Raw genomic sequence first — 21,417 nt, forward strand, 5'->3', positions numbered from 1 at the left:
GGTCAGCGGTGTATCGCTCGCCTTCAGTGTCGGCGTCCCGGGTGGCTCCGGCGAGTCGCGCCCGCTCCACGGCGGTGTCGGTGATCCACCGGCGGACCGCTAGCAGCACGAGCAGCAGAAACGCGCACGAGAGGAGGAGTCCGCCTCCTGTCGTGCGTGCGGTGTCGTCGTGAGCGATGCCGTGGGCGAGGAGCCCAGCCCCGGTGGTGAGGGTGGCAAAGGTTGCCCCCGTTCACTGTTCAGCGGCGGCGCCCCCGCTCTGCGTGGTGCTGTTCTCGTCGGTGGCGGCGGCCTGATCCTCTTTTCTCAGCCGCTCGACGACACCGTAGAACATCTCCTTTGAGACAGCGTCAGTGTGATCCCTAGGGCGTCGGCTGCGGCCTCACCCTGCGTCCGCAGCGGCTTCGGACAGCTCGCCATGCACGTCGATACGCCACCGCTGCCCACCCGCGTCCGTGAAGAACAGCGTCGGGGGCGAGTTCTGTAGCGTTGTTACCCTGAAGCGTTGTGACCTCAACTCGCACCGGCGCCCTGGGCCCAGTAGATGAACCGGCACAGGCACCGGGTTCCCCTGCCCCGACTCGTCAAAGGTCACTGCCCCCACCGCAACGTACGCCTCGCCGAACCTCACCATGAGGTCCCGGATCGGCTCCGTCGAGCGGTTCGTCACCTGTGCCCGCCAGTGATCCACCGGCGTCACCAATTCGCCTTCAGCGTCGTAGACCTGCTGTCGCCCATCCAGCTCCGCGGCCATCACCACCTGCCGCGCCTGCGACAGCCGTCGCTCCTCAGCCGCTGCCCGCAGTTCATCCCGCTCCAGAGCCATCGTGGCCGACTGCTCTGCAATGAACTGCCGTTGCTCACCGATCTGCTCACGCTGACTCTTGATCGTCTGGAAAGCGAACCAGGCCGCACCGCCAGCGAACAACGCCCCCACCCAAGTCGGGGCATCGCCCCAATCAATCCCACCCATCCCCGAACGCTACGGTTCGAACACGGCCGCTGTCAGCACCAGGCGAGCTGCTGGCGACCGCGCAGCAAACCCCGGCTCACGCACCGAATCGGCGGCCTCTAGCCCCTTGGCGGCCGTCATTCACCGGTGGGCCGGCTTCCCGGGTAACGCTCCGCGGCCGAGCACGGAGACTTGCGCGGCCGGTAATTCGTGTCGAACGCCTTTTCTCGGTTACGGGAAGCCGTGAGTTCGCGTGAGTGTTACGGAGATTGCTGCGATGCGCCGCCCTCAAGGCGGCTCAGCATGAGCAAGAGGGCGCTGACCGCATCGTTACGATTCTGCTCCTGCGTGCCGGCTCCTGTTGGTCTGGTCACGTCTGCCTGCATGACGAAGTTCCCCTTTCGCCCCCTGAGGGTCGTGTAGTAATAATCTACCTTTTTGCCGTCTGGGTCCGAGACGTAATGACCTTCCTCTGTCACTACTTCATCGAAGCCCTTTAGTTCCGGGATCGCGACCTGGTGGACATCTTCAAACCGTTCTTTTCCTGATTTTTGCGTTTTGCATTGCCGTAGAGTTTCACGGTCCTGGCCAAGTTGGTATTGGGCGGACTCTACTGCTTTGTAGGTAGTGAATTCCGAGTTTGCGCTGACTGTCCCGTCTGACTTTGCGGTGTAGCGTGCCAGTGTGGCGAACGCATTGGTCATCGGAACGTTCGTCAAATTGCAGCTCGCGTCGGGAACATATCGATTCAAATCTCCACTTTCATATGGATCGGATTTCGTGAAACCGCTACCCCAGTCTGCTGGCTTCAGTGCCTCGCGCATCGCGAGAGCGCGAGCCACGGCAGGCGAGTCGACGCTCGGAATGTTGGCGGGAGGAGAAGTGTTGCCTGAAGGATTTCCTCCACCTCCGCCACCGCTGAAAGCAAAGGCAAGCCCGACCGCAATTACAACGACGGCCGCAGCAGTACCGATGAGTACAGGCGGAGTACGCCACCACGGGCGCCGCGTAGGTGGAGGACTGGGCGGCGGCTCCTCGTCGTGCAGGGGGCCGCTCGGCGGGCCGGGCGGGGGAGGAGGCGGTGTTTGGCTCATACGCCTCATGTACCACTGGTAACGGAGCTGCCGTGCCGTGGAGCGCCGTTTCACCCGACTGACCGGCGAAACCGACCGCTCAAGGCCGCCCGGCTTCAGGGGGTCGCCCCAGAACTGGTTTCCGCGGCATGCGCTTGAGGGAGAAGAGTTGGTTATCGGCGCCGCACGTACTCGTGGGCGCATCAATCATCCGAGCTGCTGGCGCTCCTCGGGTCCCGTATGTCCCGTCCTCGGAGCAGCGCCCGGGATCTTGGGGTCGGACAGGTACGCGTCAAGGGGTGCCGCAGTGTGCGGGGCGGCGTTCCGTCTCGGCTGTTTGGCGCTGACACGTCAAAAATCATGAGGTGTCTGTCTTGCCGTCTTCGAGGGGGCATGCCTCAATGGGCAGCGATTCAGGTTCGCTGACCCTCCATCAGATCTGCCTCCGGCAGACCTGGAGCGGTCGGTCGGCACGGGCTCCATCCGGGCCCCGCGTGACCGCCTGCCATCCCCTCACACACCCCTCGACGGCCGGCGTCTCGAACCTGCCACCCCCCTCACGAAGGCGGTACCCCATGAGGCACGTCAGATCCGGCAAGCTCGGCATCGGTACGGCGTTAGGCGTCGCCGTCGCCGCCGCGGGCACGCTCGCGATGGCACCGGCCGCGACCGCGGTGACCCCCGACACCGCCACCCTCTCGTTCGACTGCGGCTCCTACGGCTCCGGTACGGCGACGCTGACCGCCACTCAGGACGGCACGGCCGCCACCATCAGCCTGTCCACCTCGGCCATCAAATCGCCGATAGACATCGGGGCGAACTCGGTCACGTCCACGCTGACGCTCACCAAGAACGGCTCGGAGACGACGGAGTTCAGCGGTAGCTCCAACCCGGCCATCCCGGCCGGCAGCGAGGTCTCCACCGGACCGCTCAGCGGCACGGTCGCCGCGGGCGACAGCTTGGAGGGCAAGTCCCTCAAGGTCGTGGTGCTGGGGATCACGGCCACCTGCAACGCCACCTCGGCGCAGTCCCCGGGACCGTTCGTCTTCTGATCCCGCTCGGCCCGTCCGATCCCGAGCGACCGGTCCGATCCCGCACGGCCCGTCGGTCTGTCGGCCCGACGGCAGGGGGACCGGCGGGGCCTGCCGCCCCGCCGGTCCTCCGCCTCACCGGATCCGAGCCACCGTCACCGCCGGCTCAGGCCGGCCCGCCGGCCCCCTCGCCGCCGGAGCTCTCGCTGCTCTCCCGGGCCAGGTTCGAGCGCTTGTAGGAGTACGCGAAGTAGACGACGAGGCCGATCAGGAACCACACCGCGAAGCGCACCCAGGTCTGCCACGCCAGGAACGTGATCAGCCAGATCGAGAAGCACACGCCGATCGCGGGCACCACCGGCATCCCGGGCGTACGGAAGGTGCGCGGCAGGTCGGGGCGCCTGTAGCGGAGCACGATCACCGCGACGCAGACCACCACGAACGCGAGCAGGATGCCGATGTTCGTCAGCTCGGCGGCCTCGCCGATCGGCAGGAAGCCCGCGATGAGGGCGGAGGCGAAGCCGACGATCCAGGTCACCCTGGTCGGTACGTGGTGCTTGGGGCTGGTCTTGGCGAACCACTTCGGCAGCAGGCCGTCCCGGCTCATCGAGAACCAGACCCGGGTCACCCCGAGCATGAAGGTGAACATGACGGTCAGGATGCCGATGATCGCGCCGACCGCGATGACGTCCGCCAGGCCGGTCAGCCCCACCGCCTTGAACGCCGACGAGAAGCCGCTCTCCGGGTCGATGGACTTGTAGTCCTGCATACCCGTCAGCACCAGGCAGGCCAGTACGTACAGCACCATCGAGATCACCAGCGAGTACATGATGGCCTTGGGCATATGGCGCTGGGCGTCCTTGGACTCCTCGGCCGCGGTGCTCATGGCGTCATAGCCGAACACCGCGAAGAAGACGGTGGCCGCTCCGGTGAACGCGCCACTCACGCCGAAGGGGAAGAAGGGGTGGTAGTTCGCGGTGTCGATGTGGAAGAAGCCGACGACGATGACCACCACGACCACCAGGACCTTCAGGCCCACCACGATCGTCTCGAAGCGCGCGGCGTTCTTGATGCCCAGGGTCAGCAGATAGGCGATCAGAAGGCAGAGCACCGCCGCGAAGAGGTCGACGCGGTGGCCCGGCCCCGTCCCGGGCGCGCCCAGCATCCAGGCGGGCAGGTCCAGGCCCAGCTCCCCCAGTAGGAAGCCGAAGTAGCCCGAGATGCCGATGGCGACCACCGCCACGATCGCGGTGTATTCGAGCAGCAGGTCCCAGCCGATGAACCAGCCGGCCAGCTCTCCGAGGACGGCGTAGCCGTAGGTGTAGGCCGAGCCCGCCTTCGGGATCAGCCCGGCGAATTCGGCGTAGGAGAAGGCGGCGGCGGCGCTCGCGACGCCCGCGATGAGAAAGGAGATCAGGACCGCGGGCCCGGCTTTTCCGTTCGCGACGGTGCCGGCCAGGGTGAAGATACCCGCGCCGATGATGCCGCCTACGCCGATGGCGGTCAGCTGCCACAGGCCGAGTGCCCGGGTGAGCTGCTGGCTCGCGGTGCCTTCCGGCTCTTCGATGTGTTCGATCGGTTTGCGGCGCCAAACGCCCTGTCCCGCGCGCAGCCCCATGCGTCAACCCTCCGTAGGATCGCTCCGTCGTGGTCCGACGGCGGATCATCATGGACCCTCGCGGGCGCCTACGGAAGGCGACTCCCTAGTACTGATGGGGACTCGCCGGGATCCATACACGTGAGGGGTGTCCATAGGGCGGCACGTCGGGGCGCGGGCCGGGCGTCGTGCCTGCGGGTATGCCGAGTGGGCGGCGGCGTTCGATACGGGCGGCCGGGTCTGCCCGCCGCCCTGGGCTCACTCCGAGTCCTCCAGCCGGAACCCGACCTTCAGACCGACCTGGTAGTGGTCGATCTCGCCGTCGACGAGATGCCCGCGGACCTGGGTGATCTCGAACCAGTCGAGGTTGCGCAAGGTCTGCGAGGCGCGCTTGATGCCATTGCGGATCGCGGCGTCCACGCTCTGCTGGGACGTCCCCACGATCTCGGTCACGCGATACGTGCGGTCGGTCACGGTGGTCTCCCTCGGCCGGGGCGGCGCTCCGCCCGTCCACCTCCCACCGTGCCTCAGCGCGGCCCGCCCCACCAGCGGAGCGGCCGGGCCACCGCACCGGGCCTACGGGACGACGGTGACCGGCCAGCGTCCGGCCTTGACCAGGCGGACCGCGACCGAGCCCATGATGCGGTGCCCGGCCGACTCCGAGGCGCCGACCACCACCGCGTCGGCCTTGAGCTCGTCGGCCATCTGCACCATGCCGTTGTACGGGTCGCCGCGCAGGGTGTGGAACTCCCAGCGCACGTCGTATATCCCCTGCAGCCGCTCGGTCGCCCGGCGGATCTCCGCCATCAGCTCCTCGGCCACCTCGTTCGTCGCGTCCACCACCGGCGCGCCCATCGCCGCACCGGCCGGCAGCACCGGCTGGACATAGACCAGGACGAGCTTGGAGCCTTGGCGCCGGGCCAGTCCGGCCGCGTACGCGGCGGCGCGCCACGACGAGTCGGAGCCGTCGATACCGACGACGATCACCTTCGGGCCGTCCGTTCCGCGCTCGAAGCGCGCGGCTGCGTTGTCCTCCACAGCAGCGAGGTTATCCGCACATGCGTGCTGGCGGGGCCCTGGCCCCGGGACCGCGGTGCGCGGTGTCCCGGGTTCGCGCGCCTGGGCCCGTACGCCCTACGGGTCAGGCGGGCGCCGGCGGCCAGCTGTCCGCCGCCAGCACGCCCAGCACATACGCCCTGGCGACCAGCGCGGTGCGGCCCTGGACGCGCCAGCGCCGGGACAGCCGGGTGAGGTGGTAGTTCACCCCGTCGACCGTCAGTCCCAGCGCGGTGCCGATCGACGCGGTGGTCGCGCCGCCGGCGGCCAGTGCCAGGATCCGGGCCTCCACCGGGCTCGCCGTACCGCGCGGTTCCGGCGGCGGGGCCGTCTCGCGGACCCGTAGCAGGGCCAGCAGCGCGGGCGGCTTCTCGGAGGGGTCGCCGACCGGATCCACCGTCAGCTCCCCCTCCCGCTCGGCCCCGTCGGCCCCGGCCCGCCAGTGCACCTCGACCGGGTAGCGCGAGCGGTGGCCCAGCCGTACGGCCTCCTCGATCCGCCGCAGCTGTTCCGCCGCCCGGGGCTTGAACAGATCCAGCAGGTTGCGGCCCCGCAGCTGGCCGGGCGCCACACCCCACTGGCCGGCCATCGCCGGATTCGCGATCAGCACCTCGCCGTCCGCCCGGCACACCGCGGTCGGCGTGGGGATACGGTCCAGCAGGATCAGGAAGTAGTTGCGCCAGGGGCCGCCCGTGTTCGGCTCGGCGTGGTCGGCGACAGGGCCGCGCGCACAGGGCCGTTTGTCCCCGGCGGGCGCTTCCGCCCCCGGCATGTCGTCGGCAGTCCCCTCGTCCATTGCCCCTTCTCAGGTCCGCGCGCAAGAGCGAGCAGCGAAAAACCACTGCACAATCATGCAGTTGCCGAGGCGCGAGCGGCACGCCGGGACCCTCACGCTGGAGGTATGACCGACACCATCGCGCTCCACCGTGACGAACGCGTCGCAGACGACGGCGTTCCGGTCGCCGACATCACGGCGGCCGGCATCACCAAGACGCCCATCCAGCAGGCCATGGACCTGGCCCGGATCCACGGCCCCGTCTTCCGGCGCAAGCTCGGCGACCGCGAGACGCTCTTCGTGACCTCGCTCGACCTGGTCACCGAGGTCGCCGACGAGACCCGCTTCGCCAAGGGCGTGTCCCTCATCCTGGAGAACGTCAGGGAGTTCGCCGGTGACGGTCTGTTCACCGCCTACAACGACGAGCCCAACTGGGCCAAGGCCCACGAGGTCCTGATGCCCGCCTTCGCGCTCGGCTCCATGCGGACCTACCACCCGGCCATGCTCAAGGTCGCCCGCCGGGTCATGGCCGCCTGGGACCGGCGGGTGGCCGACGGCACGCCCGTCGAGGTCGCCGAGGACATGACCCGGATGACGCTGGACACCATCGGACTCGCCGGTTTCGGTTTCGACTTCGCATCGTTCACCCGCGGCGAGGGCGCCCACCCGTTCGTCGAGGCGATGGTGCGCTGCCTGGAGTGGAGCGGAAAGAAGTTCGCCCGCGACCCGGACGCCGACCACTCGGCCGAGGACGCGGCGTTCCGGGCCGATGCGGACTACCTCGCCTCCGTCGTCGACGAGGTCATCGCCGCCCGTACGGCGAGCGGAGTCAGCGGCGACGAGGACCTGCTGGGCCTGATGCTGGGCTCCCGGGACCAGGGCGACGAGGCGGAGCCGGGCGGCCCCCGCCTCGACCTCGCCAACATCCGCAATCAGGTCATCACCTTCCTGATCGCCGGTCACGAGACCACCTCGGGCGCGCTCTCCTTCGCCCTCTACCACCTGCTGAAGGACCCGCTCGCGCTGCGCATGGTCCAGCGCGAGGCCGACGAACTCTTCGGCGACCAGGCCGACCCCGACCCCTCCTTCGAGGACATCGGCCGGCTGCCGTTCACCCGGCAGGTCCTCAACGAGGCGCTGCGGCTGTGGCCGACCGCCGCCGCCTTCACCCGCCAGGCCGCCGAGGACACCCTGCTCGGCGGGCGCCACCCGCTCAAGGCCGGTGACCTGGTCACCGTGCTCACCCCGATGCTGCACCGCGATCCGGCCTGGGGCGACAACCCCGAGCTGTTCGACCCCTTCCGCTTCAGCCCGGAAGCCGAGGCGGCCCGTTCGCCGCACGCCTACAAGCCGTTCGGGACCGGTGAACGCGCCTGTATCGGGCGGCAGTTCGCGCTGCACGAGGCGACCATGCTGCTCGCCCTGCTGGCGCACCGCTACCGGCTGATCGACCACCGCGACTACCGGCTGCGCGTCAAGGAGACACTGACGCTCAAGCCGGAGGGGTTCACCCTCACCCTGGCCGCCCGCACCCCCGTCGACCGTGCCGCGCTGCGCACCGCACTGGGTGGGCTCCCCGGACTCTCCGGCGGCGCCGCCGGCAGCGCGGGCGACCCGGCGGCCGACGAGGGCTTGCCGACCCGAGTCCCGCAGGGCACCGGGCTGCTGCTGTTGCACGGCAGCAACTACGGAACCTGCCGCGAGTTCGCCGAGCGGCTCGGCGACGAGGCCACCGGCCTGGGCTTCACCGCCGAGGTGGCGCCGCTGGACGCGCACGCCGGCGGGCTGCCCACCGACCGGCCCGTCGTCATCGTGGCAGCCTCCTACAACGGCCAGCCCACCGACGACGCGGTCGCCTTCGTCCGCTGGCTGAACAACGCGCCCGACGGCGCGGCCGCGGACGTCCCGTTCGCCGTCCTCGGCGTGGGCGACCGCAACTGGGCCGCCACCTACCAGCACATACCGACCCTGATCGACGACCGGCTCGACGCGCTCGGCGGCCACCGGCTGCTGCCGCGCGCCGAGGCCGACGCCTCCGGCGATCTGAGCGGCACCGTCCAGGAGTTCACCAAGGCACTGCGGACCCACCTCCTGGCCCGGTACGGCGACCCGGCCAGCGTCGGCGCGAGCACACCGGCCGCCGAGGACACCGGCTACACGGTCACCGAGATCACCGGCGGTCCGCTCGACGCGCTCGCCGCCCGGCACGACCTCACCCCGATGACCGTCACCGAGGCCCACGACCTGACCGCGCAGGACTGGCCGCGGCCCAAGCGCTTCCTGCGGCTCGCGCTGCCGGACGGCGTGGAGTACCGCACCGCCGACCACCTCGCGGTGCTGCCGGCCAATGCCCCCGAGGCCGTCGAACGGGCGGCCCGGGCCCTGGGCGTCGACCTCGACACCGTCCTCGCGCTGCACGCCGGCAACCGCCCCGGCCGCGACACCCTGCCCTTGGACCGGCCGGTGTCGGTACGCCAACTCCTCACCCACCAGCTGGAGTTGGGGATGCGGCCGACTCCCGGGCAGGTCGCGGTGCTCGCCGCGCACAACCCCTGTCCGCCCGAGCGACACGCTCTGGAAGCCCTCGCCGAGGACGATCCGCGGACCCTGATCGAGCTGGTCGAGGCGCACCCGGCGCTGCGCGGGGCACTGCCCTGGCCGACGCTCCTGGAGCTGCTGCCGCCGCTGCGCACCCGGCACTACTCCGTGTCGTCCTCGCCCGCCACCGACCCCCGGCACGCCGATCTGATGGTCTCGCTGCTGCCCGGTGGCACCGGCTCGTCCTATCTGCACACCCTGCGGCCCGGCGACACCGTCCTGGCCCGTGTCCAGCCCTGCCGGGAGGCCTTCCGTCTCGACCCGGCCGATGACACCCCCGTCATCCTGGTCGCCGCCGGCACCGGCCTGGCGCCCTTCCGCGGCGCCGTCGCCGACCGCGTCGCCGCGGGCCGGCAGGGGCCCGCCCGGCTCTACTTCGGCTGCGACGACCCCACCGCGGACTTCCTGCACGCCGCGGAGTTCGCCGCCGCCGAGGCAGCCGGGGCGATCTCCGTACGCCCGGTCTTCAGCGCCCGCCCCGAGCACGGCCACCGCTTCGTACAGCACCGCATCGCCGCCGAGGGCACCGAGGTGTGGGAGCTGCTGCGGGCCGGTGCGCGGGTGTACGTCTGCGGCGACGGCAGCCGGATGGCGCCCGGCGTACGGACCGCCTTCCGCGAGCTGCACGGCGCCCACACCGGCGCCTCCCCGCAGGAGTCCGAGGCCTGGCTGCGCGAACTGACCGCCTCCGGCCGCTACATCGAGGATGTGTACGCGGGCGGCTGAGGGCCGGTCCGCCGCCCGCGCTTGCCACCGCCCCCTCTCCTCCTTCGGGGGAGGGGGCGGGGCAAGCAGGCGGACTGGATCTTCCGGCCCGCTGGGGTCAGGGTGGGAGGGTGCGGCCAACAGGGGCCGCACCGTTCGTCGGCCATGACCCGGCCGGCGGCCCGACTGGGGGGACACCGGCATGACCAAAGCCCTGATCATCGGAGGCGGCATCGCGGGGGCGGTGACCGCGATGGCCCTGCACAAGGCGGGCATCGACTCGGAGATATTCGAGGCGTACCCGACCGGCGCCGACGATGTCGGCGCCTTTCTCGTGGTCTTCGCCAACGGCCTGGAGGCGCTGCGGGTGATCGACGCCCACGGCCCGGTCGTCGAGAACTCCTTCCCGGCGCAGCGGGTGGAGTTCGTCGGCAACGACGGCGCACGGCTGGGGGAGCGCCCCATCGCCGGCACCGAACAGGGCACCGACCTCGGCCCGCGCACCCTCAGGCGGGCCACCCTCTACCAGGTGCTGCACGCCGAGGCGGCGCGCCGCGGGATCGCCGTACGGCACGGGAAGCGGCTGGTCGGCGCCGAGACCGTGGACGGCGCGGACGGCCGGCGGGTGGTCGCGTCCTTCGCCGACGGCAGCCGCGCCGAGGGCGATCTGCTGATCGGCGCGGACGGACTGCACTCCGTCACCCGCACCCTCATCGACCCGGCCGCGCCGCAGCCGCGCCACACCGGTCAGAACACCGTCTGCGGCTACACCCGCGACGCCGAGGTCCCGCTCGCACCGGACACCTACACCATGATCTTCGGCAAGCGGGCCTTCTTCGGCTGTACCCGCGCCCCGGACGGCGAGGTCTGGTGGTTCGCCAACGTGCCGGGCACCGAACTGGACCGCACCCAAGCGCCGATCACCACCCCCGAGACCTGGCGCGCCCGGGTCGCCGAGCTCTTCTCCGACGACGACACCCCGGCCGCCGCCATCGTCCGCGCCACCGGCGAGGGCATCATCGCCTCCAGCGCCTACGACATCGCCACCACCCCGACCTGGTACACCGACACCATGGTCGTCCTCGGCGACGCCGCACACGCCGCCGCTCCCAACGCCGCCCAGGGCGCGTCCATGGCCATCGAGGACAGCGTGGTCCTCGCCAAGTGCCTGCGCGACCATCCCGATCCGCGCAGCGCCTTCGCCGCGTACGAGGAGCTGCGCCGGGAGCGGGTGGAGAAGGTCGTCGCCGCCAGTGCCGGGATGGCCAAACTCACCGCGTCGGGCGCCACCGGCCGTCCCGCGCGCCCGGAAGGCGCCCCCGAGCGCGGCAGCGCGGACGCCGACAACTGGCTGACGGGGTACCGGATCACGTGGTGAGGCGGGCGGCGCGGCCGTGTGCGGAGGGCCGCGCCGAGCCCGGCCCGTGGCCGGGCTCCGGCGGCCGGCGGTCGAGGCGCCCTACTCCCCGCCCCCGTGGCGTGCGCTCCGGCCCGGAAGGTGGACGACCACGAGCGCGATCCCGGCGACGGTGATGTTGCGGGCCGCCGCCTCCAGGCCGTTCCAGGTCTCCGACTGCCACATGGCGAACCACTCGCCGCCGACCGCCATGAAGCCCGCGCCGAACAGCAGCAGGATCATCAGCAGGCCGACGGTGCTGGCCCGCTGGGCGCGGGCGAGGTCGTCGCCGCCGCGCCGCAGGGCGGCGGTCCACAGGGCGGTGGCGGCGATCAGCACCAGTGCGGCGAGCGTCTCCCAGACGATGATCGCCACGTATGCGGCGTCCTGAACGGTGTGCGAGGTGACGGCCCGCCACATCAGGTCCGGATCCTTGAACGTGGTGTCCATGGCCAGGACATGGCGGACGAACTGCTGGTTGGTGCCGAAGTCGGTGATGTTGCCGAAGGCGACCAGCGCGATGTAGAGCGCGACCGTTGCGGTGAGGACTGCCGCCGCGAGCGACAGACCGGTGCGCGAGGCCTTTCCGGTCGTGGTCGGGCTGACGTCCGTTCCCGCTTCCGTTGCCGTGTGCGGCTGTGCGTTGGTGTTTGCGTCGGTCATGGGTCCTCCTGTGCTGGCTGGTGTCGGCCGGTGTCGTGCGCCGTGTGCGTCCGCCGCGCCCACCCTGTGATCCCCGCTGCCGCCAACTCCCGTACGCTGGCGCCCGATCGACCGGGCGACCGACCGGCCGAGGACTTAGGGGAAGCGGGGCTCATGAACGGGAAGCGGTGTGTGGGGACGGTGGCCGCCGCGGCGGCGGCGATGCTGGCGGTGACCGGACCGGCGAGTGCCGAGCCGGCCGCCATGACGTACGGCACCAGCACGTCCGTGGGCGTCCACAACGCCTACGACAAGGAGAAGTATCCCTACTTCGCGGACGCGCTGGACTCCGGCGCCGCGCTGCTCGAACTCGACCTCTGGTCCAACGGGCTGGGCCGGTCCTGGCGGGTCTCGCACAGCAACCCGCTCGGGAACAACAACAACTGCGAGGGCGCCGCGAACGCCTCGGAGCTGCGAACCAAGGACCGCAACCAGGACTTCGGCGGCTGCCTGGCGGATATGAAGGCCTGGCACGACGCGCACCCCGGCCACCGCCCCATCCTGGTCAAGGTCGAGATGAAGGACGGATTCAACGCCAAGGGCGGACGCGGACCGGCCGAGTTCGACGCGCTGATACGGCAGAAGCTGGGCGACGCGGTGTACGGGCCGGGCGACCTGACCGGCGGGCACGCCACGCCCGACGAGGCGGTGCGGGCCGGCGGCTGGCCCTCGCGCGCCGACCTGGCCGGAAAGTTCCTGTTCGAGCTGATACCCGGCACGCTGGAGGAGAACAACCCGCTCGACAAGCTGTGGACCGATGTCGAGTACGCCCGGCATCTGAAGGACCTCGCCGGGCAGGGCAGGCTGGCACAGGCCACGGCCTTCCCCGCGGTGCACGGGGCGGCTCCCGGCGACCCGCGCGAGCGCTACCAGGATCCGGCGCTGCGCCCCTGGTTCGTGGTCTTCGACGGCGACGCCGCGACGTACCTCAACGGCTCGATCGACACCGCCTGGTACGACACCCGCCACTACCTGCTGATCATGACCGACGCGCACAACGTCCCCCCGGCGATCGACGGCACCCGCCCGACCGAGACGGAGGCGCTGGCCCGGGTGAACCAGCTCGCCGCCGCACACGCCAGTTTCGCCACCGCCGACTGGTACCCGCTGCCGTCGGTCCTCAAGACCGTGGTGCCGCGCGGGGCCTGACGGGCGGGGTCGGGGCCGGTCCGGCGCTCGCGCGGCGGTAGAGGGCGGCGGCGTCCGCGCCGAGCCGGCTGCTGTACGAGACGAGGTCGTCGCCGCCCTCGTCGAGACCGCCGACCACCCCGATGAGCGAGCCGGTGCCGGTGGCCGGGTCGAGGTCGGTGAGCATCGGCCCGCCGCTCGTCCCGTTCGGGAACCCAGGGCAGCGGAAGCGCAGTTGGGTCGGGCCCTGGGCGTCGGCCGTGTGCCGGCAGCCGATCGGGGTGTCCCGGTCGGAGGGGTAGCCGGTCAGCAGCGCCGGGCGCCCGGCCGGCGCGTCGAACCGGATCCGCTCGGCGCCCGTCAGGTCCTCTATCCGGCCGCCGGCCCGCCCTGCTCGGCGCACCCGCAGGAACGCCACATCGTGGTCGGGGTCCCGGTCGGTGATCCAGCGCGGATCGACATGGATCCGGGTGGGCACCCACAGGCCGTACGGCGCGATCCCGTCGTGGAGGCCGGGCGCGAAGACGAGCCGGGTGCGGAAGCCGCCGTCGTGCACACAGTGCGCGGCGGTGACGACCAGATCGCCCGCGGGCGCGTGCACCACGCTCGCCGTGCAGTGGTGCGCCGGGTCGCCGTCGTCGCCGGGGGAGAAGAGCGCACCGATCGCCGGCGTGGGCGCGGCCCGGGCAGCCTGAAGCGGCCGGGACACCGGCAGCGGAGCGGCCATCCCGCCACCGCGCCGGAGCGTCACGGACGGACCCGGCCGCTCCTCGTACGCCCCGGCGAGCACGGACGCGGCGGCCTGGTCGCCGTCGGCGCGGGTGGCGAGGTACGAGCCGTTGGTGCTGTCCCCGGCGGCCAGGAACGGATCGCGCGGCGGCGTGCTCAGCGCCAGCGCCGTGCTGCCCACCACGACGGTGAGGAGACCGAGCGCCAGGGTCGCGCGCAGCGGAACGCCGGCCCGGCCCCGACCCGTGCAGGTCGACCCGCCGGGCCTTGGGCAGGCCTCGGCCGCCTCGGCCACGCCGTACGCCGGCGCGCTCGCGCGCTCGCTCGTCTCCACCAACAGCCGCCTCGCCGCATCAGCCGGGGCGTCCGCAGGACACCGGACCACCACCGGAACCAGACATTTCACTCAGTCTGATGCAGGGCGGACCGGGTTGGTTGATCACCCGGGGCGGATCACCGCGCGCGGTGGACGAGAACCGGCCGGGCGCGGCCCGTACGACGACCCTCGCGACGCCCACGTCTCCCGGCCCGGCGGCCTTGGCACGGCCGCCGGCGCCGCCGCACCGCCCCCGGCCGCCGGAACGCCGCCGACTCGCCCGTCCGGGTGACCCCGCGCCGCGGGCTCGCGCTCATCGCGTCAGCCGTGCGCCCCGTACCGCCGGGTTGTGCCGGATCAGCGTCTCCGCCAGGCCGAATTCGTTGGGGAAGTCCATCGGGACGATGCCAAGGCCCGTCCAGGAGCTGCCCTCCGAGCCCTCCAGGAGGTTCTTGACCTGCGGGTTGAGGCGGTCCGCGTTGGAGCGGGGCGGGAGCAGGGCGGCGGTGCTGACGTAGTTGACGAAGAGCTTGCCGGGCTGGGTGACCGCCTTGCGGAACTGGGCCTCGATCTTCGGGTACTTCCCGAACGGCTCGGCCATGTAGTCGTCCTGGATGTCGAACACCGAGGGGTCGGCGTAGCGGATGCCGCCGAGGCCGTCGGAGTCCGCCAACAGTACGACCCTGCCGCGGGCCCCGCCCAGCGTCGGCAGGTCGCCCTCCAGGCGGAAGAGCGAGCGGTAGCCCTTGTCGTCCAGGTAGATGCCGAAGATCCGGCGGAACTCCTCGGCGCCGACCTCCGAGTACTCCTGCTTGACGCGCATCAGGACCGTTTCGGACGGGTGCGCCCGCAAGAACGCCCGGCAGGCGTTGAGGACGTCGCCGAACATCAGCTCCTGGTAGAAGGCGCCGTGATGGATGGCGAAGACGTTGTCGATGGCCCGGCAGCGGACGTCGAGGAAGCGGATGCCGCCGGCGAGCTGGGCGTCGACGGCAGTGTTCTGGCAGGCGACCCAGGGGCCGCCGATCCGGGCACCGGAGTCATGGGTGCCGGGGATCGTCAGACGCGGCAGCGGGGTGTCGTCGGCGAGCGCCGACATCCAGTCCTGGACGGAGAGCGCGGACGGCCGGCGGCCCGCCGCCCCCGCCGTGAACCATCCGCTGCCCGCACCCGCCAGTACGCCGGCGGCCGACACCCCGGCCGCACCCCTGAGGAAATTCCGCCGATCCAGCCCCTGCCCCATGCCGCGTCCCTGCCCCTCGACTCCGTGCGCGGTGCGTCCGCCCCGTGCGAACGTGTGATCGGGGCATCGAACCACACCGGCGCCGGACATGGGACCCGGCCGGCGCGCCCGAGGGCACACCGGCCGGGAATCGACGTGCGGTCAGGCCCGGAAGGACAGCGACAGCGCGAAGCGGTCCGCGCTGTCGGTCCACCAGTTGGTCAACTCCAGCCCGGCGGTGGCCAGTTCGTCCCGCACTCGGTCCTGGCGGAACTTCGCCGAGATCTCGGTGCGGACGTCCTCGCCCGCCGCGAAGGTCACCGCGAGGTCCACTCCGGGGATCTTGACGGTCAGGTCCTTGCGGGCCCGCAGCCGCATCTCGATCCACTCCCGCTCGGCGTTCCACAGCGCGACATGGTCGAAGTCCGCCGGATCGAAGTCGCCGTCCAGCTCGCGGTTGATGACCTGCAGGACGTTCTTGTTGAAGTCGGCCGTCACGCCCTGCGGATCGTCGTACGCGGCGACCAGTGTGGCCTCGTCCTTGACCAGGTCGGTACCGAGCAGCAGGGCGTCGCCCGGGGACAGCATGGCGTGGACGGAGCGCAGGAACGCGGCGCGCTCCTCGGGGAGCAGATTGCCGATGGTGCCGCCGAGGAAGGCGAGCAGCCGCGGCGCGGGCGTGTCGGGGAGTTCGACGCCCTGCTGGAAGTCGGCGACCAGCGCGTGCACGGTCAGGCCGGGGTGTTCGACCAGCAGCGCCTCGCCCGCGGCGGCCAGCGCGGACTCGCTGACGTCGATGGGGAGGTAGGTGTGCAGACCGGTCAGCGCGCCGATCAGATGGCGGGTCTTGTCGGAGGATCCGGAGCCCAGCTCGACCAGGGTGCGGGCGTTGGTGGCCGCGGCGATGTGGTCGGCGCGGGTGAGCAGGATCTCCCGCTCGGCGCGGGTCGGGTAGTAGTCGGGCAGTCGGGTGATCTCTTCGAACAGCTCGCTGCCGCGGGCGTCGTAGAACCACTTGGGCGGCAGCTGCTTGGGGGTGTCGGACAGGCCCTGGGAGACGTCGGCGCGCAGCGCGGCCGCGGTGGCGTCGGCAGGGAGGGTGCGGGTGATGCTGAGCGGGCTCACGTGGTGGGCTCCTTGAGCGGGGTGAGGTGGACTCCGGTGCGGGTGGCGCGCAGCAGAGTGCGGTCGGGGACCTCGGTCCAGTGGGGGGAATCGTCGTACGGCTCGGCGGCGACGACCCGGCCGCCGCCGGGAATCGCCAGGTGGAACAGGGTGTCGCCCCAGGTCGTGGCGGCGATGGTGGTGCCGTCGGTCAGCAGCAGATTGAGCCGGGAGCCGGGCGCGGCCGCGGCGACGGCCGTGACGGTGTCGGCCAGCGCCTCGCCCGGCTCGTCACCGCGGGCCAGCCGGTGCCGCACCAGCGCCCACACGAACGCCGCGTCGCAGCGGGCCTGCAATCGCAGCAGCTCGGCCGGCGGCAGCTCGGCCGCCAGCGGGGCGAGGGATTCCGGCCAGCCGGTCACCGCGCCGTTGTGGCTGAAGAGGTGGCGGTCGCCGGCGAACGGCGCGGCCGCCGCCTCGGCGTCCGCACCGGCGGTGGTGGCGTCCCGTACGGCGGCCAGCAGCGCGCCGGTGCGCACCACCCGCGCCAGGTCGGGCAGCTGCTCGTCGGCCCAGATCGGCCCGGCCCGGCGGTAGCGGGCGGGCACCGGGTCGCCGGGCGCGTACCAGCCGACGCCGAACCCGTCCGCGTTGACCGTGCCGTGCCGCTGGCGGCGCGGCGCCCACGACTGCCGGTACAGGCCGTGCGGCGGCTCCAGCACGACCTGCCCGAAGGGGATCGGCGGCCCCACATAGGCGATATGACGGCACATCAGCGCTCGCCCTCCCGTGTCGCGGAGCTCATGCGTCCGCCGTCGGGCCGGCGTCCCCGGCGGTCCGGAAGCCGGCGAAGATCTGCCGCCGGACCGGCAGGTCCCAGTTGCGGAAGGTGCCCCGGCAGGCGACCGGGTCGACGGCGAACGACCCGCCGCGCAGCACCTTGTACTGGTCGCCGAAGAACACCTCGGAGTACTCGCGGTAGGGGAAGGCGGCGAAGCCCGGATACGGCAGGAAGTCGCTCGCCGTCCACTCCCACACATCGCCGATCAGCTGCCGTACGCCCAGCGGCGACTGGCCCTGCGGGTAGCTGCCGACGGGGGTGGGCCGCAGATGCCGCTGACCGAGGTTGGCGTGTGCCGGCGTGGGGTCCTCGTCCCCCCAGGGGTAGCGCATGGACCGGCCGGTCTCCGGGTCGTACCGGGCGGCCTTCTCCCATTCGGCCTCGGTGGGCAGCCGCCGGCCGGCCCAGCGCGCATAGGCGTCCGCCTCGTACCAGCTGACGTGCAGCACCGGCTCGTCCGGCGGTACGGGCTCGGTGACCCCGAATCTCCGGCGCAGCCACTGGCCGCCGTCACGCTTCCAGAACAGCGGAGCGCGCAGCTTGTGCTCCTGCACCTGCGCCCAGCCCGCCGCGGCCCACCAGCGCGGCTCGCGGTAGCCGCCGTCCTCGATGAACCGCTGGTAGGCGCCGTTGCTGACCGGTGTGGTGTCGATCAGGAAGGGCGGCACCAGCCGATGGTGCGCGGGCCGCTCGTTGTCCAGCGCCCAGGGCTCGGTGGACGTCCCCATGGCGAACGGCCCGCCGGGCACCAGGACTTCGTCGATCAGCGTCTCGCCGAGGGCAACCGGCAACGGCCCCGCCTCGCCGAGCACCGGCGCACCCGCACGGAGCTGGTGCGTGATGAGCATGGTCTCGTCGTGCTGCTGCTCATGCTGGGCGATCATGCCGAAGGCGAAGCCCGCGTCCAGCAGCGGACCGCCGTGCAGCGGGGCGGTCTCCAGGATGTCCAGCACCCGGCCGCGGACCTCGGCCACGTACTTGTGCGCCTCGTCCGGGGCCAGCAGCGGCAGGGCGGGGCGCTCGGCCCGCGGATGCTCGAAGGCGTCGTAGACGGAGTCGATGTCCGGCCGCAGGGCATCGCGGCCACCGACGGTGCGCAGCAGCCACTGCTCTTCCTGGTTGCCTATGTGCGCCAGGTCCCACACCAGCGGGGACATCAGCGGGGAGTGCTGGGCGACGAGATCGGGGGGCTCGACGCAGGTGGTCAGCAGGCGGGTGCGGTCGCGGGCGGTGCGCAGCGCCGAAGCCGCCCGTTCGCGAAGGAGCTCGGGGTCGTGGGTCACTGGCTGTCCTTCCCAAGGAGGAGAGCGCCCTCCGCGGCGTACAGGGCGTCGAGATGGTCGTCCGCGGGACAGCGTCCGCGCGCCACATAGCGGTCGGTGAACTCCGCGACCGCGGCGCGCACCTCCGGCGAGGCGCCGAGCCGTGGCAGGGCCTCCTGCGCGGCGGCGAAACAGGCCACCGCGGCGGTGTGCAGCTCCGGGTCGGTCAGCGCGCCGCGGGCCGCGCGCCGCCACAGCGGATTGCGCGGCGCGGGCCGGGAACCGGCGGTGTCGGCGAGGGGTTTGACGATCCGGTAGGCGCGCTCCGTGGCCTCCGCGTCGTCGAACAGGGCGGCGGTCACGGCCAGCGGCACGACCCACCCGGCGTCGCCCGACTGCGCGTCGATCATGCGCAGCTCCAGATGGCCGCGCGGCCGCACGGGCGGGAAGAGCGTGGTGACGTGGTAGTCCAGATCCTCCCGGGTCGGCGGCCTGGGGACGCCCGTGCGGACCCACTCGCGGAAGGTGAGCCCCTCCGGCGCGTCCCAGGGGCCGTCCTCGCTGCGGATGCACATCACCGGCGCGTCCAGGACGTAGCGCGCCCAGGCGGTGCGGGGATCCGGCTCCTGGGGCGGGGCGAGCGTACGGCCCGGGTCGAGCTGGGACCAGACGACCTGGCGGGTGGTGCGGTAGCCCGTGGGGCAGCCCTCGCTGGTCGGCGAGTTGGCGAACGCCGCGGTCAGCACCGCGCCCAGCAGATGCGCCAGCCGCCACCGCCGGCCGAGCCCGAACAGCCCCGGCTCCTCGTGGCCCGCGTCCACACAGACCTGTACGGACGCGGTGGCGCACATCATGGCCCGCCCGGCGGAGCCCCAGCGGTCGAAGTACGCCTCCATGGCGTTGTACCGCGGATCGGTCAGTACCCGGCGCGGGGGGTGCCATGGATTGTGGCCGTGGCCGGCCATTCCCAGGCCCATCGCCAGCATGGCGGGGCGGACCAGCGCGAGATCGGCCGTCACGGTCTCGATGCACTCGGTCAGGGAGGTGGCGGGCAGCGAGCTGAGCTCCAGCTGGCCGCCGGGTTCGAAGGTCAGAAGGGAGGTGAGGGGCAGGGCGCGCAGAGCGCCGGCCGCGTGGCGCAGCCGGTCCGGTTCGACCGGACATCGGGGGTTGCGCGCGTCGTGGACCAGCCACTCGATCTCGACGCCGATCCGGCGCGGCGGACCGGTCTTGAAGCATATGCCGTGCAGGTGAGCCTCTAGTTCCGCTTCCGATTCTGCAGGCCGTACCGGCATGGAATCCCCTCCCTTGTGGGGTCGCGGCAGGAACGCCGCCCTCCACCTAATCCCCTGCGGGCGATGCGCTCAAGGGCGCGTTCGCCCGGTGGACGGCCGCGCACGGCCCGCCGCCGGGAGATCGCGCCCTCTGGGGTGGGGGGCTTTCCCGCGGTGCCGCGGCGCCCCCGCGCCGCTCGGAAGGCCTTCCCGCCTGCGGACGGGCCCCCGGTGCGCACCGGGGAGCGGCGGGTGGGCGAGCGGCGGGGGTGCGGCTGTTCGGGTGAGGCGGAAGGGGAGGCGGGGGGAGGGGAGTGGCGGGAAGGCGGGGCGGGGGCGGCCGGGGCGCCCCGGCGTCACTGGCGGTAGCCCGCCAGGAAGCGGCCGATCCGGCTGATCGCCGCGTCGAGGTCGTCGGCGTGCGGGAGGGTGAGGATGCGGAAGTGGTCCGGGCGCGGCCAGTTGAAGCCGGTGCCCTGGACGACCTGGATCTTCTCCCGCAGCAGCAGGTCCAGGACGAACTTCTCATCGTCGTGGATCTTGTGTACGGCGGGGTCGAGGCGGGGGAAGGCGTAGAGCGCGCCCTTGGGCTTGACGCAGGAGACGCCGGGGATCTCGTTGAGCCGCTCCCAGGCCACATCGCGCTGATCGTGCAGCCGCCCGCCCGGCAGGACCAGGTCCTGGATGCTCTGCCGGCCGCCGAGGGCCGCCTGGATGGCGTACTGCGCGGGCGCGTTCGGGCACAGCCGCATGGAGGCGAGGGTGCCCAGGCCCTCCAGATAGTCGGCGGCGTGTTCCTTGGGGCCGGAGACGACCAGCCAGCCGGAGCGGAAACCGGCGACGCGATACGCCTTGGACAGTCCGCTGAAGGTCAGGCACACCAGGTCGGGGGCGAGGGCGGCGGCGTGGTGGTGGACCTCGCCGTCGTACAGGATCCGGTCGTAGACCTCGTCGGCGAAGACCATCAGCTGATGGCGGCGGGCGAGGTCGAGCATGCCCTCCAGCAGTGCGCGCGGATAGACCGCGCCGGTGGGGTTGTTGGGGTTGATGATGACCAGCGCCCGGGTCCGGTCGGTGATCTTCGAGGCGAGGTCGTCGAGGTCCGGCAGCCAGTCCGCGGACTCGTCGCACAGGTAGTGCACGGCCTTGCCGCCGGCCAGGGTGGTGACCGCCGTCCACAGGGGGAAGTCCGGCGCCGGGATGAGGACCTCGTCGCCGTCGTCGAGCAGCGCCGTCACCGCCATCGTGACCAGTTCGGAGACGCCGTTGCCGAGGTAGATGTCGTCGACGTCGACGTCCGGCAGCCCGACCTGTTGGTAGTGCTGGGCCACCGCGCGGCGGGCGGAGAGGATGCCGCGGGACTCCGTGTAGCCGTGCGCGCGGGACAGATTGCGCATCACGTCCTGGAGGATCTCCTCGGGGCACTCGAAGCCGAACAGCGCCGGATTGCCGGTGTTCAGCCGCAGCACGCTGTGGCCGGCCTCCTCCAGCGCGTCGGCGTGCTCGATCACCGGTCCGCGGATCTCGTAGCAGACGTCGGCCATCTTGCTGGACTGCTTGAACTGCATGCGGTGGCCTCCCGGTCCCTCGCTCACCGCGCGGTGCGGCAGCACTCGTAACACCGTACTTGGTTTTACCAAGTAGGCACTTGGAAAG

Annotated in this window: 18 protein-coding genes; 4 read left to right on the top strand and 14 right to left on the bottom strand. The window is 71.8% G+C overall.

Annotation, left to right across the window (positions count from 1 at the left end; translation table 11 throughout):
• Window positions 1-382: 382 nt before the first annotated feature.
• Entirely contained in the window at window positions 383-973 is a 591-nt protein-coding gene (locus WAB15_RS34010) for a hypothetical protein (protein WP_407288594.1), read from the bottom strand.
• Window positions 974-1,212: 239 nt separating this feature from the next.
• Window positions 1,213-1,776: a hypothetical protein gene (locus tag WAB15_RS34015; protein ID WP_407288595.1), complete on the bottom strand. Its 564-nt coding sequence runs from the start codon at window positions 1,774-1,776 to the stop codon at window positions 1,213-1,215.
• 824 nt (window positions 1,777-2,600) lie between these two features.
• Between WAB15_RS34015 and WAB15_RS34020 the strand changes: the two genes are divergently transcribed.
• Window positions 2,601-3,077 (top strand): hypothetical protein, encoded by a 477-nt coding sequence (locus WAB15_RS34020; RefSeq protein ID WP_407288596.1) that lies wholly within the window; start codon window positions 2,601-2,603, stop codon window positions 3,075-3,077.
• 145 nt (window positions 3,078-3,222) lie between these two features.
• Here WAB15_RS34020 and WAB15_RS34025 read toward each other — a convergent pair whose 3' ends face one another.
• From WAB15_RS34025 to WAB15_RS34040, 4 genes are all read right to left on the bottom strand, one after another.
• On the bottom strand, window positions 3,223-4,674 hold the full coding sequence (locus tag WAB15_RS34025; protein WP_399145157.1) for an amino acid permease: 1,452 nt from the start codon (window positions 4,672-4,674) through the stop codon (window positions 3,223-3,225).
• A gap of 237 nt (window positions 4,675-4,911) precedes the next feature.
• Window positions 4,912-5,127 carry a dodecin gene (locus WAB15_RS34030; RefSeq protein WP_399145158.1) on the bottom strand — a complete coding sequence of 72 codons (216 nt, stop codon included), beginning with the start codon at window positions 5,125-5,127 and terminating at the stop codon, window positions 4,912-4,914.
• A gap of 102 nt (window positions 5,128-5,229) precedes the next feature.
• Window positions 5,230-5,691 carry a universal stress protein gene (locus WAB15_RS34035; RefSeq protein ID WP_399145159.1) on the bottom strand — a complete coding sequence of 154 codons (462 nt, stop codon included), beginning with the start codon at window positions 5,689-5,691 and terminating at the stop codon, window positions 5,230-5,232.
• 103 nt (window positions 5,692-5,794) lie between these two features.
• Window positions 5,795-6,505, bottom strand: a complete 711-nt coding sequence (locus WAB15_RS34040) for a PAS domain-containing protein (RefSeq protein ID WP_407288597.1) — start codon at window positions 6,503-6,505, stop codon at window positions 5,795-5,797.
• A 105-nt stretch (window positions 6,506-6,610) separates the two neighbouring features.
• On the opposite strand from WAB15_RS34040, the gene WAB15_RS34045 reads away from it, so the two are divergent.
• Both WAB15_RS34045 and WAB15_RS34050 read left to right on the top strand, forming a co-directional pair.
• A complete protein-coding gene (locus WAB15_RS34045) occupies window positions 6,611-9,808 on the top strand; it encodes a cytochrome P450 (RefSeq protein ID WP_407288598.1) in 3,198 nt (1,065 codons plus the stop codon).
• A gap of 181 nt (window positions 9,809-9,989) precedes the next feature.
• Window positions 9,990-11,165, top strand: coding sequence for an FAD-dependent monooxygenase (locus WAB15_RS34050; RefSeq protein ID WP_407288599.1), 1,176 nt, complete (start codon window positions 9,990-9,992; stop codon window positions 11,163-11,165).
• A gap of 81 nt (window positions 11,166-11,246) precedes the next feature.
• Here WAB15_RS34050 and WAB15_RS34055 read toward each other — a convergent pair whose 3' ends face one another.
• Entirely contained in the window at window positions 11,247-11,846 is a 600-nt protein-coding gene (locus WAB15_RS34055) for a DUF2165 domain-containing protein (protein WP_399145163.1), read from the bottom strand.
• 153 nt (window positions 11,847-11,999) lie between these two features.
• Here WAB15_RS34055 and WAB15_RS34060 point away from each other — a divergent pair, with 153 nt between their 5' ends.
• Entirely contained in the window at window positions 12,000-13,034 is a 1,035-nt protein-coding gene (locus WAB15_RS34060; protein ID WP_407288600.1) for a phosphatidylinositol-specific phospholipase C domain-containing protein, read from the top strand.
• On the opposite strand, the gene WAB15_RS34065 is transcribed toward WAB15_RS34060, so the two are convergent.
• The 7 genes from WAB15_RS34065 to WAB15_RS34095 all read right to left on the bottom strand — a co-directional run bounded on the left by WAB15_RS34065 (window position 13,006) and on the right by WAB15_RS34095 (window position 21,329).
• Window positions 13,006-14,076 carry a trypsin-like serine peptidase gene (locus WAB15_RS34065; protein ID WP_407288601.1) on the bottom strand — a complete coding sequence of 357 codons (1,071 nt, stop codon included), beginning with the start codon at window positions 14,074-14,076 and terminating at the stop codon, window positions 13,006-13,008. The genes WAB15_RS34060 and WAB15_RS34065 overlap by 29 nt on opposite strands.
• Window positions 14,077-14,371: 295 nt before the next feature.
• Window positions 14,372-15,301 carry a phosphatidylinositol-specific phospholipase C domain-containing protein gene (locus tag WAB15_RS34070; RefSeq protein WP_407288602.1) on the bottom strand — a complete coding sequence of 310 codons (930 nt, stop codon included), beginning with the start codon at window positions 15,299-15,301 and terminating at the stop codon, window positions 14,372-14,374.
• Window positions 15,302-15,442: 141 nt separating this feature from the next.
• The gene (egtD, locus tag WAB15_RS34075; protein WP_407288603.1) at window positions 15,443-16,405 is read right to left on the bottom strand and encodes an L-histidine N(alpha)-methyltransferase; all 963 of its coding nucleotides are present in this window, start codon (window positions 16,403-16,405) and stop codon (window positions 15,443-15,445) included.
• A complete protein-coding gene (gene egtC, locus WAB15_RS34080; RefSeq protein ID WP_407288604.1) occupies window positions 16,402-17,157 on the bottom strand; it encodes an ergothioneine biosynthesis protein EgtC in 756 nt (251 codons plus the stop codon). Before egtC ends, egtD begins: the two co-directional genes overlap by 4 nt.
• A gap of 28 nt (window positions 17,158-17,185) precedes the next feature.
• Window positions 17,186-18,508 carry an ergothioneine biosynthesis protein EgtB gene (egtB, locus tag WAB15_RS34085; RefSeq protein ID WP_407288605.1) on the bottom strand — a complete coding sequence of 441 codons (1,323 nt, stop codon included), beginning with the start codon at window positions 18,506-18,508 and terminating at the stop codon, window positions 17,186-17,188.
• A complete protein-coding gene (egtA, locus tag WAB15_RS34090; RefSeq protein WP_399145170.1) occupies window positions 18,505-19,782 on the bottom strand; it encodes an ergothioneine biosynthesis glutamate--cysteine ligase EgtA in 1,278 nt (425 codons plus the stop codon). The genes egtB and egtA overlap by 4 nt, the downstream gene beginning before the upstream one ends.
• A gap of 335 nt (window positions 19,783-20,117) precedes the next feature.
• A complete protein-coding gene (locus tag WAB15_RS34095; protein ID WP_407288606.1) occupies window positions 20,118-21,329 on the bottom strand; it encodes a pyridoxal phosphate-dependent aminotransferase in 1,212 nt (403 codons plus the stop codon).
• Between the last annotated feature and the right edge of the window lie 88 nt (window positions 21,330-21,417).

Source organism: Streptomyces sirii (genome assembly GCF_045690365.1).
Taxonomy (GTDB): domain Bacteria; phylum Actinomycetota; class Actinomycetes; order Streptomycetales; family Streptomycetaceae; genus Streptomyces; species Streptomyces sirii.